Origin of the sequence: Vibrio sp. 2017_1457_13 (genome assembly GCF_030851525.1) — a bacterium.
Lineage (GTDB): Bacteria > Pseudomonadota > Gammaproteobacteria > Enterobacterales > Vibrionaceae > Vibrio > Vibrio metschnikovii.
Window position 1 is genome coordinate 140117 of record NZ_VHTA01000003.1, and the last position, 14815, is coordinate 154931.

Consider the following 14815-nt stretch of genomic DNA (forward strand, 5'->3'; position numbering starts at 1 on the left):
AATATGGGATTATTTGAGCGCTACTTATCCGTTTGGGTAGGGCTGGCGATCATTGCTGGTATTACACTTGGCTCAATAGCGCCGAATGTCTTTGCGATATTTGCTCGCTTTGAATATGCGCAGGTGAATATTGTTATCGCGGTGCTGATTTGGTTAATGATTTACCCAATGATGGTGCAAATTGATTTTTCTTCCATTAAAGATGTCGGCAAAAAGCCCAAAGGTCTGGTACTGACTTTGGTGATCAACTGGCTGATTAAACCGTTCACCATGGCATTTTTAGGTTGGTTGTTCTTTAAGGTGTTTTTTGCCAATTGGGTCGATCCACAAACCGCCAATGAATACATTGCTGGGATGATTTTACTGGGTGTTGCACCCTGTACGGCAATGGTGTTTGTCTGGAGTCAATTAACCAAAGGCGATGCAAACTATACCTTAGTTCAGGTGTCGGTAAACAATGTGATCATGATCTTCGCTTTTGCGCCTATTGCAGGGCTTTTGCTGGGGATGACCGATATCACCGTCCCTTGGGATACGTTATTACTCTCGGTGGTACTCTATGTATTGATCCCATTATTGGCTGGAATTTATACGCGGAAAAAACTCGATAAAGGCAATGACCATTCCCGATTAAACGCTTTTACCGCAAAAATGAAACCTTGGTCGATAATTGGTTTGTTGGCAACCGTGGTGTTGTTGTTTGGTTTTCAAGCCGAGACCATTCTCTCTAAGCCTTTGGCGATTGTATTAATTGCCATTCCGCTGTTGATTCAAACCTATGGCATTTTTGCGTTGGCTTACTTCGCTGCTAAGAAAATCGATTTACCGCATAATATTGCCGCGCCAGCATGCATGATCGGTACTTCTAATTTTTTTGAACTCGCGGTGGCGGTGGCGATTGCTCTGTTTGGGTTACATTCTGGTGCCGCGTTGGCAACGGTGGTTGGCGTGCTAGTGGAAGTACCCGTGATGCTAAGTTTAGTCTGGTTTGCTAATCGCACGCGTCATTGGTTTAATTAATCACCCGATCGATTGGTCGCTGCCGAATAGGGCAGCGTTATGGATTATTCCCTCAATAAAAAAACAGCCATCTCTGTATAGAAATGGCTGTTTTTCTCAGAGCTCTCAACCTCGATTCGGTAGAGACTGAGTGCGTTCGTCGAGTCAGAGAGAACTAATACTTTTTGGCGAGTAGTTCAGCCATCTCTTGGTCGTTTTTATGGCGCACATCTAAGCCTTTGACAAAGTAGATGGTGTACTCACAGACGTTGCGCGCATGATCGCCAATTCGCTCCACGGCGCGGCCTATCCAAGTGATCTCTAAGATGGTTTGGAAGTGAGAACAGTTAAGCAGCATATTTTGGTTGTTTTGGCGTAAAATTTCGCTATAACTGTTATCAATATGCTTATCCAACATTGCGGCTTCTAAGGCCGCTTCGGCATTCATATCATGAAACGCATCCATGGATTTTTGTAGCATATTAATCACGTGAGCGTTGATTTGTTCGAACTCATCTTCTTGCAGTTCAATACCCTCAAAGTAATTTTTCTTTCCTGGATGCTGTTCTTTTAAACGTAGTACCGCGCTGGCAATGCGTTTTGATTGATCACCAATCCGCTCTAAATCCATGATTGCCTTCATGATGGAAAAGATTGCTCGTAAATCGCGTGCTGCAGGCTGGCGTTTGACGAGAATATCCACACATTTTTGGTCGATACTTAGTTCGAGTAGGTTGATCTGATGATCATTTTCTATTACCTGCTTGGCGAGTCGAGTATCACCAGTCATAAAGGCATTGAGTGCGTGGCGAACCTGCTCTATCACTAAGTCGCCCATGTTAACCACAGAATCGACAATCGAGCGTAATTCGCTGTTGTAACTGTGTGAGGTGTGCCCATCAATACGATGAGTTGGCATAAATCTCTCCTGAAAAATTGTGAATTAACCAAAGCGACCCGTGATGTAATCTTCCGTGCGGCTATCACGCGGGTTGGTGAATATTTCTCGTGTATCATTGAGCTCGACAAGATTGCCCATGTGGAAAAATGCGGTTTTATCTGACACGCGCGCTGCTTGTTGCATATTGTGCGTGACCATCGCGATGGTGTAGCTGCCTTTCAGTTCATCAATCAAATCTTCAATGATTGAGGTCGCAATAGGGTCGAGTGCCGAACACGGTTCATCCATTAAGATGACTTCAGGATTGACGGCAATCGCGCGCGCAATACAAAGGCGTTGTTGTTGACCACCAGACAGCCCAGTTCCGGGAGCAGAAAGACGATCTTTGACTTCATTCCACAGTCCTGCACGGCGTAAACTGTTTTCAACAATTTCTTCTAAGTCGGCTTTATTATCGACTAAACCGTGCAAACGGGGCCCATAAGCAATATTTTCGTAGATGGATTTTGGGAATGGATTCGGTTTTTGAAAGACCATACCCACTTGCGCACGGAGTTGTACGACATCAAGGCTCGGGTGATAGATATCTTGCCCATCCAAGGTGACGGAGCCTTCAACGCGTGCGCTATCAATGGTGTCATTCATGCGATTTAAACAACGTAGAAAGGTCGATTTACCACAACCGGAAGGGCCGATAAACGCGACGACTTCATTTTCTACAATATCCATGTTGATGCCATGCAAGGCTTGTGATTCACCATAGAACACTTTGACATCACGGGCGGCCATTTTGGTATTTTTTACCGCAGTGGATGGCGATGCTTTACGCACAATATCAGGGTTAATCATCGGCTGTTTATTCATTACTGCTTCACTTATCATGTTGGATTACCACCGTGTTTCAAAGCGTCGACGTAACCAGATGGCCAACGCATTCAGACTAATCATTAATACTAGCAATACGATGATTGCAGCAGAGGTTCTTGCTTCAAAGAAGTTACGGAGTTCATTACCTTGCCATAAGAAAATTTGCACTGGCAGAGCGGTTGACTGATCCATCGGCGTACTTGGAATACTGGCAACAAACGAGTTCATACCGATTAATAGCAGCGGTGCGGTCTCGCCCAATGCTTGTGCGATACCTAAAATCGCCCCGGTCAAAATGCCTGGAAGAGCCAGCGGCAGCACGTGGTGAAATACCGCTTGGGTTTTTGACGCGCCAATACCTAGCGCTGCTTGACGGATCGATGGCGGAATCGCTTTTAAGGTTGAACGAGTCGCAATAATCACCGTTGGCAGTGTCATCAGAGTTAACACTAAACCGCCGACAAACGGTGCCGATAATGGCAGTTTAAACCATAAAATAAACACCGATGCACCGAGTAGACCAAACACAATTGAAGGAACGGCGGCGAGGTTATTAATGTTCACTTCAATAAAATCCGTCAGTTTGTTTTTCGGCGCAAACTCTTCCAAATAAATCGCGGAAGCTACCCCAATCGGTACCGCGAGCACCATGACGATCAGCATCATAAATACCGATCCCATAAATGCCCCCGCTAAGCCAGCCGACGCTAACGAGCTGCGTGAGTCGACATTCATAAATAAAGCGGTGCTAAATTTATTTTGAATCACGCCACGGTCTGCCAGTTCATCAGCCCAAGCACGCGTGCGAGCACTTAATTGCTGGCGCGAGTCGGGTAAATCGCGATCAATATTGCCTTTTAACCACACATCGACATTCGCATCGGCCAATAAATCTAAGCGTAGTGTTTTACCGACCAATGACGGGTCATTGACTAACATGTCGCGCAGTGCGAAACGTTCACCACTGGTGATTAAGCGTAATGCATCACGTTGATAGCGGGGCGCTTCCGGTATTTCTTTGGCTAAACTATTGACGATAATGCGGTTGAAATTGACCATGCCTACTTGACCTTGCCAAGCGAGCATTCGTTGTTGAAATTCACCTGCGGATTCGCCACTGAGCTGAACGGGTTTCGGCTCAATATTGATTACCTCAGGATCGAAATAAACGTTCAAACTTACCGTCGCCTGCCAAAAAGCAGGAATGCCTTTGGAAAAAACGGAAACAAACAGGATCAATACAAAACTGAGGGCTAAGCCAACAGCTCCCATACCAAACGCTTTAAAACGACGTTCACTGGCATGGCGTTTTTTGAGTGATTTTGCAATACGCAGTTGTGTTTTCTCACGTAGCTTATTCGTATCGCTCATTGATTGAGTTGAGGTTGGCATAATACTGTCCATGAAATTACTCATATTGTTCGCGGTATTTACGTACGATGACTAACGCAATGACGTTAAGAAACAGGGTAATCACAAACAGCGTTAACCCTAAGGCAAAGGCCACCAGTGATTGTGGGCTAGAGAAATCCAGATCGCCGGTTAATTGATTGACGATCGTCACGGTCATCGTCGATACAGCTTCAAAAGGATTAGCGGTTAAGACCGGGCTATTGCCCGCAGCCAACACGACAATCATGGTTTCGCCAATCGCACGGCTGGCGGCGAGTAGTACGGCTCCGGTAATGCCCGGCAGCGCTGCGGGCAGGACGACTTTACGTATCGTTTCTGATTTTGTCGCTCCGAGACCCAGCGAGCCATCTCTTAAGGCTTTAGGAACTTGGGTGAGGATGTCATCGGAAAGAGAAGAGATGAACGGGATGATCATTAACCCCATCACGACCCCTGCTGTTAGAGCTGAGGTAGCACGGATATCAATATTGAAGAATTCACCTATCTCACTCAGAAAAGGGCCGACGGTGATCAGGGCAAAGAAGCCATAGACAATTGTTGGGATCCCTGCCAGTACTTCAATAATCGGTTTCGCTACAGAGCGAACTCGACTGGGGGCATATTCGGCTAAGTAAATCGCGGCCATCAAACCGACTGGAATGGCGACGGCAAGAGCGATAAACGCAATCATGAACGTTCCCGCTAACAGCGGTAGCATACCAAAACCACTTTGGCCGCTGGTGCCTACGGTTGAGAAACGCGGGTTCCATGTCGTACCAAAAAAGAAATCGAGTGGGTCAACAAAGCTAAAAAAGCGAAAGGCTTCTCCCAGCATCGACAGCACAATACCAATCGTTGTCAGAATGGCTACACCAGAACAGAGAATAAGTACGATGTGCAACGCACGTTCAACTTGGTTACGAGCACGTAAATCAGGGCGAATGCGACGGGTGCTAAAGACGACGCCTGTCGCGGCTAAAGTCGCCATTAATCTACTTAAGATAACGTGACTGGTAAATTGTACCTGTTGTAGGTACTCAGCCGCCGCGATTTGATAATCACTGAATTCACTGACTACGGCAAAGCCACTGGCTAAGTTATTCAATTGGTTCATCAATACACGAGCGTGATCGGCGGTAGCGGGTTGAAACTCGCTGGGGATACTGCTGAGCACTAAGTTTTGAATGAAATTAGGGGAAAATGTCGTCCATAAAACAAACACTAAAAAAGCGGGTACGACAGCCCAAAGTAGGGTCAATACACCGTGATAAACTGGACGAGAATGCAAGCGTTGAGTCTGCCCGCTGCTGGTTGATGCCACTCTTTTACTGCGCACTAGCCCGAGCTGATAAGCCAGAGCCATGACTGCCAGTAGTACCACCATTAGCATCATATTATTCATAATTGTGATTACCTTTTAAAAGCAATAGTAAGAGAGACGTTAATGCCTCTCTTACTGAATTATTACTTTATTTATAAAGTCTTACGGTTGCGAATATCGTTTGACACTTGCGCGCGCTCAGCGTCATCCATTGGGATTAGGCCAGCTTCTTCTAATGGGCTACCCATGCCACCAATCTGCTCGTTGACGAAGAATTGAGCGTATTCAAGTAGGCCAGGGACAACACCAACGTGGGCATTTTTGATATAGAAGAATAAAGGACGAGAAACCGGATATTCACCCGTTGAAATGGTCTCTAAACTAGGAGTGACACCATCGACCGTTGCCACTTTTAAGCGGTCACGGTTTTGGTCATAGAAGCTGAGGCCAAATACGCCTAATGCGTTACGCTGTGCATCGAGGCGAGCCAGTGTTTCTGTATAGTCACCAGCGACTTCCACTACGCGTCCATCGGTACGAATCGCGTTACAGAAGTTTTCTTTAGCTTTGCTATCCATGGCTTTGACTTCAGCGAATGTTGCACAACCCGGGTGGACAACTTTTTCTTCATACACTTCACGGGTGCCGTGGTTAGAGCCAGGAATGACCAATAAGATATCTTGATCCGGTAGTGAAGGATCAATCTGTTTCCAGTTGGTGTAAGGGTTATTAACCATTTTACCGTTTTGAGGAATTTGCGCTGCGCCTGCTTTAAAGACATGTTCAGGTTTTAGTGCAAAACTGCCACTGTCGGTGCGTGAAGCAAAGACAATACCGTCGTAACCGATTTTCACTTCGATGACTTCATTCACGCCGTTGGCTTTACAGTTCGCAAGCTCATTGGGACGGATAGCACGAGAAGAGTTAGCAATATCAATGGTGTTGACACCAACGCCTTGACAAAACTGGCGAAGGCCGCCGCCCGAACCACCTGATCCAACAATCGGTGTATTAAATTGAGCAAAAGTTTGCCCAAACTCTTCAGCAACGATTGATGAAAATGGCAGCACAGTTGATGAGCCAGCAATTTGGATAGTTTCACGAGCCATTGCAGGTGCTGAGATAGCCGTGGCGATGGTTGAGGCAAGCAATAGCGCGTTGCGTCCAAACTTCATAGTATTTCCCTCGTTCATTCACATTGTTAACCGCTATGGCATCATGCCTTCAAATTGCGGTTGTGTTTGGTTTAACTAAAACGGATTTTGGGTGGTTTGTATGACAGTAAAATGGAAGTTATATGACAATCATGTGACAGTGGGGGTGTGGCATAACCCGGTTTCTCGGTCAGTCAGCGCAGATTAGCACTGGGGGATGACGCTCTGATGACATCAACAAGATGATCTTTTTGAATATGAAAATTTCATGACAACGGCTGGATTACCATTGACAGCGATTAGAAGGCAGTTAATATATTCGCATATCCATATAAGGTAATGAGCTTATGCTACCTCATCAATTTTTTAAACTGTTGGCTGATGAAACCCGAGTGCGTTGCTTATTAATGATTGCTCGTGAACAGAACCTCTGCGTTGCGGAGTTAACCGCGGCATTAGAAGAGAGCCAACCCAAAATATCGCGCCATCTTGCTTTATTAAGAGCGAGTGGCGTTGTCGTCGATGCCCGTCAAGGTCAGTGGGTATTTTATCGCTTATCTGATCAGCTACCTGGCTGGATGAAAAAACAGATCCAAGGTCTCGTGGATTCAAATTGTTTACGAGCGGAATACCAGCTTGATATTGACCGTTTGACGGCGATGAAATCACGTCCGCTATGTTGTGCCTAATTATCACCTTGCGATTTGAATCGATTTCAAATGGCTTGGATAAATTCATCATTATTAAGGAAATAAATCATGACGATTAAAGTAGGAATTAACGGTTTTGGCCGTATTGGCCGTTTGGCATTGCGCGCGGCTTATGATTGGCCAGAGCTGGAATTTGTGCAGATCAATGATGTAGCTGGCGATGCGGCAACGTTGGCACACTTATTGGAGTTTGACTCTGTGCAAGGTCGTTGGCATCACCCTGTCTTGGCAGATGGCGACAGCATCATGATTGGTCAACATAAGATTCAAACCTCTCAACAAAAAGCCATTGATGCCGTAGATTGGTCAGGTTGTGATGTGGTGATTGAAGCAACGGGTAAACATCGTAAAACGGAGTTACTTAATCTGTATCTTGCTCAAGGTGTTAAGCGAGTCGTCGTTTCCGCTCCAGTAAAAGAGCCGGGTGTAGCGAACATTGTCGTCGGTGTTAACGATCATATTTTTAACCCAGATCAACACCGAATTGTTACGGCGGCATCGTGCACGACCAACTGCATTGCACCGATTGTTAAAGTGATCCATGAAAAATTAGGCATCGAGCAATCCTCATTTACGACCATTCACGATTTAACCAATACGCAAACCATTTTAGATGCGCCGCATAAAGATCTGCGCCGTGCTCGTGCGTGTGGGATGAGCCTTATCCCAACAACGACCGGCTCAGCAACCGCGATTGTCGAAATATTCCCTGATCTGAAAGACAAAATTAATGGTCATGCGGTACGAGTACCACTGGCTAATGCATCACTGACCGATATTATTTTTGATGTTAAACGTGATACCACTGCTGATGAGGTAAATACTTTGCTTAAAGCGGCATCAGAGAATGAACTGAAAGGTATTTTAGGTTTTGAAACGCGTCCATTGGTGTCGATTGATTATAAAGGCGATCAGCGTTCAACGATTGTTGATGCGCTATCAACCATGGTGGTGGGTAAACGGATGGTGAAAATTTACGCTTGGTACGATAACGAAATGGGCTACGCAACGCGTACCGCTGAACTGGTGCGTAACGTTGGCTCAGTATAAGGAAAAGACAATGACACATCCAACTTGGGAACTGCCGATTACCGATCAAGCCGGGCTGATCCTCACGCCTTGTCCGGGCACAAAACAAACGGCGCTGACCGAAAGTATCGCACAATTAAAGGCGCAAGGAGTCACGGTTGTGGTGACCGCGCTGAGCCAACAAGAGATGCAAGAACATGGCGTTGGCCAATTGCCAGAAGAGGTAGAGAAAGCCGGATTGCTTTGGTTACATGCCCCAATCGCTGATGATTGTGCACCGGATGAAGCGTTCCATGTTCGCTGGCAACACATTGCGCCTTTAGTACATAAAGCCTTAGGTCATGGTGATAAAGTGGCGTTGCACTGTATGGGGGGCTCGGGTCGTACGGGATTATTAGCCGCTCATGTTTTGCTTGAGAAGGGCTGGCCACTGGAAACGATCATTGCCAAGGTGCAGGCTTTGCGTCCAGGTGCTTTCACTAAAGCGGATCAGGTCGATTATATTCATCAGTTTGTCGGTCAATAACCCCCTAGTAAGAGCTGCATTGATGCAGCTCTTTTTCAAAAAGAGTGATCATCCATGTTGTCCCAATTCAATCACAATGTTCGTCAATATATGCTGGTGACGTTCAATTACTGGAATTTTACCATTACCGATGGCGCATTGCGCATGTTGGTGGTGCTGTATTTTTATGATTTAGGTTATTCGACGTTAGCGATCGCTTCGTTATTTTTGTTCTATGAATTTTTTGGCGTGGTGACCAACTTAATTGGTGGCTGGCTTGGTGCAAGGCTTGGCTTAAATCGCACCATGAATATTGGCTTAGGGATGCAAATCATCGCGTTATTAATGTTAGCCGTACCAGCCGCGTGGTTGACGATCCCGTTAGTGATGGCAGCACAAGCGCTCTCTGGTATTGCCAAAGATCTCAATAAGATGAGCGCAAAAAGTGCCATTAAAACGTTGCTTCCAGATGATGCACAAGGGGCGTTATATAAATGGATAGCTATTCTGACTGGGTCAAAAAATGCGTTGAAGGGAGCCGGTTTTTTCCTTGGTGGTGTCTTGCTCTCGCTGATCGGTTTTCAATATGCAGTGCTGGCGATGGCTGGCGTATTATTGGCCGTCTTTGTTGGCAGCATCGTTAGTCTACAAGCCGATATTGGCAAAGCCAAAAATAAACCCAAATTTTCAGAAATTTTTTCCAAATCACGTAGCGTGAATATTTTATCGGCGGCGCGGATGTTCTTATTCGGAGCCCGTGATGTCTGGTTTGTGATCGCTTTACCAATTTATCTTGGTAGTGTATTTGGCTGGGATCACAGTGCCGTGGGCGGATTTTTAGCCTTGTGGGTCATTGGCTATGGTGTTATCCAAGGGTTTGCGCCGAAAATCACCGGTAGTGCTTCTGGTCAAGTACCGGATGGACGTTCCGCCATGGGGTGGGCCGCCTTATTGGCTTTAGTGACCGGAGTGATTGCTTACAGTATTCAGGTCCAATGGCATCCGCAAATGGTCATCATCGGGGGATTATTACTTTTTGGTGCGATTTTCGCGGTTAACTCATCCTTGCATTCTTATTTAATTGTCAGTTATGCCAAGGGAGATGGCGTGTCATTGGATGTTGGTTTTTACTACATGGCCAATGCGATGGGGCGTTTGATTGGCACCATTTTATCTGGTTGGATATTTCAAGAGTGGGGATTAGCCGCGTGCTTATGGGTTTCTTTTGCTTTCTTATTACTGACCACCTTAATTTCGATTGGCTTACCAAAAGTCAAACCACAGGATAGATTAGCGACCTAAATTGACTGGCATGAGCTTGTTCGTTGAGGCTGCAGTTAGATGGATAACCGTTGGTATGCTACCCCATCAAACTGCAGCTTCTACTTTTTTGCTTTCACAGTATCTCTGTCGGCGGTAGACGTTTTCTCGTTCTATCCTTTATTCCCCACACAAACGCTGATAACGAGGTAGCATACTTTCATTGCCTAACAAACCGCCTTGATGAATATAGATCAACGAATATTGTTGGTTGTTCGGTAGCCAATCAAGTAAACAGCGCCACATCAATGGGTCGTACAGCAAATCAAACTCAACATGAGTTTGCTCATAGAGCTGCTGCCAAATTTGATAATCCTCGCGATATAAATGGCCAAAGTGATGTTTACGCGAAGGTTCGATAATCGTTGGATAAAGGGTATCTGCGAGTTGTTGCCACTGTTGGCGTAAATAGTCCGCACCACCGACACAAGGACAAGTAATCACTTGGATATCATGAGGTTGCAGTGCCTTTTGCAGGTAGAGCGAGGTCGCTCCGGTGCCTGATGGCAAAGCGATAATCCAGTGCTGTTTTGGCTGCTGTTGAATCCATTCGAGTAATTCAAGAGCGAGTTGCTTAACGCCATACTCAGCCAAAGGAGAGCGTCCTCCTTCTTCAATAAAGAGGCAGTGCTCATCAGGCTGACGCACTTGCACGATATGATCGTGTGGATGATTGATCGCCTCATTTTCCGTCGTCATCACTTGCGCACCCAGTTCGAGCGCGGCCCGATAGTTACCGATTGGCCGTTGTTGGAGCCACTTAGGGATCCGATGAACATAATATTCTAATTTCCAACCACGAATCGCTGCGAGTCCTGCCAATGAATACAAAGAATTGGCTTGCACGGATCCATAGCTAATTAAAGTGGTGATCGCCGGCGCTTCCAATTCGAGTAGACCAAGAAATTTACGCGCTTTATTGCCGCAAAATTGTGGATGCAATTTATCATCACGTTTTAAATAGAAATCCACACCTTGAAAGCGATGCTGGGTGATTGGGCTATGAGAGAGCTTCATGAATTCATGGGGTATTAACAAGTCAGCAGAGCATTATACGCTTTCTTAGCCATTAGCGGTATGAGGTGCAAAAAAAGCCCAGAACAAAATGAACTGGGCGGATACAAACATAGGAGTTAATAAGGAAAAAGCAGCATTTACCTTGCCACTTGAAGCATCGACGGGATTCGCTCAACCTTCAAGTCGTATCGGTATCGTGTAGTTGCTAGTGACCAAGAAAGTTCGACGGCCGTAAAACTCTGAATGCTCTACCAACTACACTAAGTCAGACTGGATGAATAACAAAGAGTTCCCAAATAATAGAAAAATGTTCAAAAAAAAATGATTATTTTCCTTGTTCTTGCTCGAGAACCTGAAATGCAGAGAAGTTATGTTGATTTATCACGGATTTTATAGGATGGCGACTATCTGGTCGGACCATGTTTAAAAAGTGTGATGTTAATTGCTTGTTAATCTCGTGTTTCAAAGGTATATTTCAAACAGTTGTTTGATACGGATGATTGAAATGGCCCCTAAGAGCAGTACCAAAGAAAAAATACTCGATGTAGCAGAAGGGCTATTTGCTGAGCATGGTTTTAATGATACCTCTCTTCGTACCATTACTAGTAAAGCTAACGTCAATCTGGCGTCGGTGAATTATCACTTTGGTGATAAAAAAACGCTGGTACGAGCGGTACTAAATCGTTACTTAGAAGCATTTATGCCAGCTGTTAAACAGTCATTAATGGCGTTGAATGAGCAAGAAAGTTACAGCATGGAAGAAGTCTTTGAATCGTTACGTGGTCCCTTAAAAGCGTTGAGTCAAATACGCCCAAGCGGTACCAGTCGTTTCATGCTGTTGATTGGCCGAGGTTATACCGATGTACAAGGTCATTTACGTTGGTTTATCACCACTCGTTATGACGACGTTCTCAGCTTATTTACTCAGTCAGTGATGAAGGCAAACCCCAATTTAACTCGTGAGACGCTGTTTTGGCGGCTGCATTTTACCCTTGGGACCTGTGTTTTTACCATGGCATCCAGCCAAGCTTTAGCGCAAATAGCTGAAAATGATTTTGCGACTAAAGTTGACGCTAACTCCATGATTGACCAGATTATTCCTTATTTGGCTGCTGGAGTGGCGGCCAAATAATTGAACCAAACGAAACTATAATAAGTATAAATCTTAACCAGTGAACAAAAGGATCGGAATTATGAGCTCTCTAAGAAGAAAATGGATTAGTGACCCCGCTTTCAAACTCTTTAAGCAAGTGTTGCCTCCGCTGTCTGCAACCGAAAAAGAAGCCATGGAAGCCGGAAGTGTATGGTGGGATGGGGAGTTGTTCTCTGGTAAGCCTAACTTTACAACGCTACATCATTATCCTAAGCCAACTCTCACGGCGGAAGAGCAATCATTCATGGATAATGAGCTTGAAACGCTACTCGGTATGATTGATGACCATAAAATCATCAAACACGATCGTGACCTACCCAAAGAGGTATGGGATTATCTGCGTAAAGAGCGCTTCTTCTCATTAATTATTTCTAAAGAATATGGTGGCCGTGAATTCTCGGCATTGGCCAATTCAACCATCGTATCGCGTATTGCGACGCGCAGTATCAGTGCTGCCGTTACCGTGATGGTGCCTAACTCTCTAGGCCCTGGTGAACTGCTTTCTCATTATGGTACTCAAGAGCAGAAAGATTATTGGTTGCCACGTTTAGCTGATGGTACCGACATTCCTTGTTTTGCATTAACGGGTCCAGAAGCAGGCTCCGATGCTGGCGGCATTCCTGATCAAGGTATCGTGTGCTACGGCAAGCATGAAGGTAAAGAAGTCTTAGGTATTCGTTTAACGTGGAACAAACGTTATATTACGCTTGCCCCCGTTGCTACCGTTCTTGGTTTAGCGTTTAAACTGAACGATCCGGATGGACTGCTCGGTGATAAAAAAGAGCTCGGTATTACTTGTGCCTTAATTCCAGCCAACCATACCGGTGTGGAAATTGGTGAGCGTCATGATCCGCTCGGTTTAGCGTTTATGAACGGACCAACTCGTGGTAATGATGTCTTTATTCCGATGGAATGGCTGATTGGTGGCGTGGACTATGCTGGTAAAGGCTGGCGTATGCTGGTTGAATGTCTTTCTGCTGGGCGGGGTATTTCTTTACCGGCTCTCGGTACGGCGATTGGTCACCTCACTTCTCGTACTACAGGAGCTTATGCTTATGTTCGTAAGCAGTTTGGTATGTCGATCGGTAAGTTTGAAGGCGTTGCAGAAGCGCTCGGTCGAATTGGTGGTTTGACTTACCTACTCGAAGCGACACGCACCTTGACAACAACCTCTCTCGATATGAAAGAGCGTCCTGGGATCATTACCGCGATTGCTAAATACCATATGACAGAAATGGCGCGAACTATCTTAAATGATTCAATGGATATTCATTCAGGGCGTGCAATTCAAGATGGGCCTATGAATTATCTATCGACCCATTACCTCGGAGTTCCCGTTGCGATTACGGTGGAAGGGGCCAATATCCTGACCCGTAACCTGATGATCTTTGGTCAAGGTGCGACGCGTTGTCACCCTTATGTTCTTAAAGAGATGGAAGCGGCTGCTAACCCAGATAGCGAACAAGCCGCGAAAGATTTTGATAAGTTATTGTTTAAACACATTGGTCATGCAGTCAAAAATACCTTTGGTGCTTTTGGTGCTGCTCTGACGGGTTCACGATTCATCAAAGCGGAGATGAGTGGGCCGACCCAAGGGTATTATAAAGAAATGACTCGTTTAAGCCGTGCCTTAGCGGTTAGCGCCGACTTTGCCATGTTGACTCTGGGTGGTGAGTTGAAACGTAAAGAGATGATCTCTGCGCGTTTGGGGGATGCACTGAGCTTCCTTTATATGGGGTCAGCGGTTCTAAAGCGTTACGAAGATGAAGGCCGTCAACAAGCGGATCTCGATTACGTGCACTACGCGATGCAACACTGTTTACATCATGCTTCCAAAGCCCTGAGTGATACTTATCGTAATTATCCGATTAAAGCGGTCGGTGGATTATTAAAAGGATTGATATTCCCACTTGGTAATCACTATCAAGCGCCTAGCGATACACTTACCGTCAAGATTGCCGAAAGTTTAATGACGCCGGGAGCGCATCGTGATCGCTTAACCCATTTGTGTTACATCGGCAAAGATGAAGATGATAGCGTCGGCTTAATGGAAAAAGCTTTCCTTGCTATGTATAGCGTTAAAGGATTAGAGCGACAAATGAATAAAGCGGTGAAAGAAGGTAAAGTGGCTCGTAAAGGACCTTTGACTGAGCGTCTTGCTCAAGCGAAAGCGGCTGGTGTCTTGACTGAAAATGAAGTTGAAGCGATTTTAGCCGCAGACAAACTGCGTTCGAAAGCGATTCAAGTGGACCATTTCAGCCACGACTTAAGCGAAGTGCGCACTCACAACGTTAATCCACCAAAACTGAATAATGTGGCATAACTCATCCTATTCAATTTGCTAATGTCTTAAGGCCTCTTTTGAGGCCTTATTTTTTTGCTGTTAGTGGTACAGTAGCGCTGATTTTTTGTGATTGGTCTTGTCTTGCGTGTTTAAGATAGGATGA

General features: G+C 45.5%; 13 protein-coding genes. 7 read left to right on the plus strand and 6 right to left on the minus strand.

Annotated elements, in window-relative coordinates; genetic code table 11:
• The first annotated feature begins 3 nt into the window (after positions 1–3).
• A complete protein-coding gene (arsB, locus tag FKN88_RS05125) occupies positions 4–1020 on the plus strand; it encodes an ACR3 family arsenite efflux transporter (RefSeq protein WP_154167824.1) in 1017 nt (338 codons plus the stop codon).
• A gap of 154 nt (positions 1021–1174) precedes the next feature.
• Here the strand turns inward: arsB and phoU are convergent, their stop codons facing one another.
• The 5 genes from phoU to FKN88_RS05150 form a co-directional block, all read right to left on the minus strand.
• Entirely contained in the window at positions 1175–1918 is a 744-nt protein-coding gene (gene phoU / locus FKN88_RS05130) for a phosphate signaling complex protein PhoU (RefSeq protein ID WP_158138588.1), read from the minus strand.
• 24 nt (positions 1919–1942) lie between these two features.
• Complete coding sequence (gene pstB, locus FKN88_RS05135) at positions 1943–2749, minus strand: phosphate ABC transporter ATP-binding protein PstB (protein WP_224214106.1); 807 nt, start codon at positions 2747–2749, stop codon at positions 1943–1945.
• A gap of 39 nt (positions 2750–2788) precedes the next feature.
• A complete protein-coding gene (pstA, locus tag FKN88_RS05140) occupies positions 2789–4171 on the minus strand; it encodes a phosphate ABC transporter permease PstA (RefSeq protein WP_306687332.1) in 1383 nt (460 codons plus the stop codon).
• A gap of 4 nt (positions 4172–4175) precedes the next feature.
• Positions 4176–5561 carry a phosphate ABC transporter permease subunit PstC gene (gene pstC, locus FKN88_RS05145; protein WP_306690721.1) on the minus strand — a complete coding sequence of 462 codons (1386 nt, stop codon included), beginning with the start codon at positions 5559–5561 and terminating at the stop codon, positions 4176–4178.
• Positions 5562–5632: 71 nt separating this feature from the next.
• On the minus strand, positions 5633–6655 hold the full coding sequence (locus FKN88_RS05150; protein ID WP_072669632.1) for a substrate-binding domain-containing protein: 1023 nt from the start codon (positions 6653–6655) through the stop codon (positions 5633–5635).
• A 326-nt stretch (positions 6656–6981) separates the two neighbouring features.
• Here FKN88_RS05150 and FKN88_RS05155 point away from each other — a divergent pair, with 326 nt between their 5' ends.
• From FKN88_RS05155 to arsJ, 4 genes are all read left to right on the plus strand, one after another.
• Entirely contained in the window at positions 6982–7323 is a 342-nt protein-coding gene (locus FKN88_RS05155; protein WP_154167837.1) for a metalloregulator ArsR/SmtB family transcription factor, read from the plus strand.
• Positions 7324–7392: 69 nt separating this feature from the next.
• Positions 7393–8394, plus strand: coding sequence for an ArsJ-associated glyceraldehyde-3-phosphate dehydrogenase (locus FKN88_RS05160; protein ID WP_154167840.1), 1002 nt, complete (start codon positions 7393–7395; stop codon positions 8392–8394).
• A 10-nt stretch (positions 8395–8404) separates the two neighbouring features.
• The gene (locus FKN88_RS05165; protein WP_154167841.1) at positions 8405–8899 is read left to right on the plus strand and encodes a cyclin-dependent kinase inhibitor 3 family protein; all 495 of its coding nucleotides are present in this window, start codon (positions 8405–8407) and stop codon (positions 8897–8899) included.
• 54 nt (positions 8900–8953) lie between these two features.
• Positions 8954–10180 (plus strand): organoarsenical effux MFS transporter ArsJ, encoded by a 1227-nt coding sequence (gene arsJ, locus FKN88_RS05170; protein ID WP_154167843.1) that lies wholly within the window; start codon positions 8954–8956, stop codon positions 10178–10180.
• Positions 10181–10318: 138 nt separating this feature from the next.
• Here arsJ and FKN88_RS05175 read toward each other — a convergent pair whose 3' ends face one another.
• Positions 10319–11215 carry a pyridoxal-phosphate dependent enzyme gene (locus FKN88_RS05175; RefSeq protein ID WP_154167845.1) on the minus strand — a complete coding sequence of 299 codons (897 nt, stop codon included), beginning with the start codon at positions 11213–11215 and terminating at the stop codon, positions 10319–10321.
• A gap of 505 nt (positions 11216–11720) precedes the next feature.
• Between FKN88_RS05175 and FKN88_RS05180 the strand changes: the two genes are divergently transcribed.
• Positions 11721–12347: a TetR/AcrR family transcriptional regulator gene (locus tag FKN88_RS05180; RefSeq protein ID WP_186461026.1), complete on the plus strand. Its 627-nt coding sequence runs from the start codon at positions 11721–11723 to the stop codon at positions 12345–12347.
• 61 nt (positions 12348–12408) lie between these two features.
• Positions 12409–14691, plus strand: a complete 2283-nt coding sequence (locus FKN88_RS05185; RefSeq protein ID WP_154167850.1) for an acyl-CoA dehydrogenase — start codon at positions 12409–12411, stop codon at positions 14689–14691.
• The last annotated feature ends 124 nt before the right edge of the window (positions 14692–14815 follow it).

Coding starts and splice junctions, on each gene's coding strand:
- FKN88_RS05185 (WP_154167850.1), top strand. CDS start 12,409: ATGAGCTCTCTAAGAAGAAAATGGATTAGTGACCCCGCTTTCAAACTC.
- arsJ (WP_154167843.1), top strand. CDS start 8,954: ATGTTGTCCCAATTCAATCACAATGTTCGTCAATATATGCTGGTGACG.
- FKN88_RS05180 (WP_186461026.1), top strand. CDS start 11,721: ATGGCCCCTAAGAGCAGTACCAAAGAAAAAATACTCGATGTAGCAGAA.
- pstB (WP_224214106.1), bottom strand. CDS start 2,749: ATGATTAACCCTGATATTGTGCGTAAAGCATCGCCATCCACTGCGGTA.
- FKN88_RS05160 (WP_154167840.1), top strand. CDS start 7,393: ATGACGATTAAAGTAGGAATTAACGGTTTTGGCCGTATTGGCCGTTTG.
- FKN88_RS05150 (WP_072669632.1), bottom strand. CDS start 6,655: ATGAAGTTTGGACGCAACGCGCTATTGCTTGCCTCAACCATCGCCACG.
- pstC (WP_306690721.1), bottom strand. CDS start 5,561: ATGAATAATATGATGCTAATGGTGGTACTACTGGCAGTCATGGCTCTG.
- pstA (WP_306687332.1), bottom strand. CDS start 4,171: ATGGACAGTATTATGCCAACCTCAACTCAATCAATGAGCGATACGAAT.
- phoU (WP_158138588.1), bottom strand. CDS start 1,918: ATGCCAACTCATCGTATTGATGGGCACACCTCACACAGTTACAACAGC.
- FKN88_RS05175 (WP_154167845.1), bottom strand. CDS start 11,215: ATGAAGCTCTCTCATAGCCCAATCACCCAGCATCGCTTTCAAGGTGTG.
- FKN88_RS05155 (WP_154167837.1), top strand. CDS start 6,982: ATGCTACCTCATCAATTTTTTAAACTGTTGGCTGATGAAACCCGAGTG.
- arsB (WP_154167824.1), top strand. CDS start 4: ATGGGATTATTTGAGCGCTACTTATCCGTTTGGGTAGGGCTGGCGATC.
- FKN88_RS05165 (WP_154167841.1), top strand. CDS start 8,405: ATGACACATCCAACTTGGGAACTGCCGATTACCGATCAAGCCGGGCTG.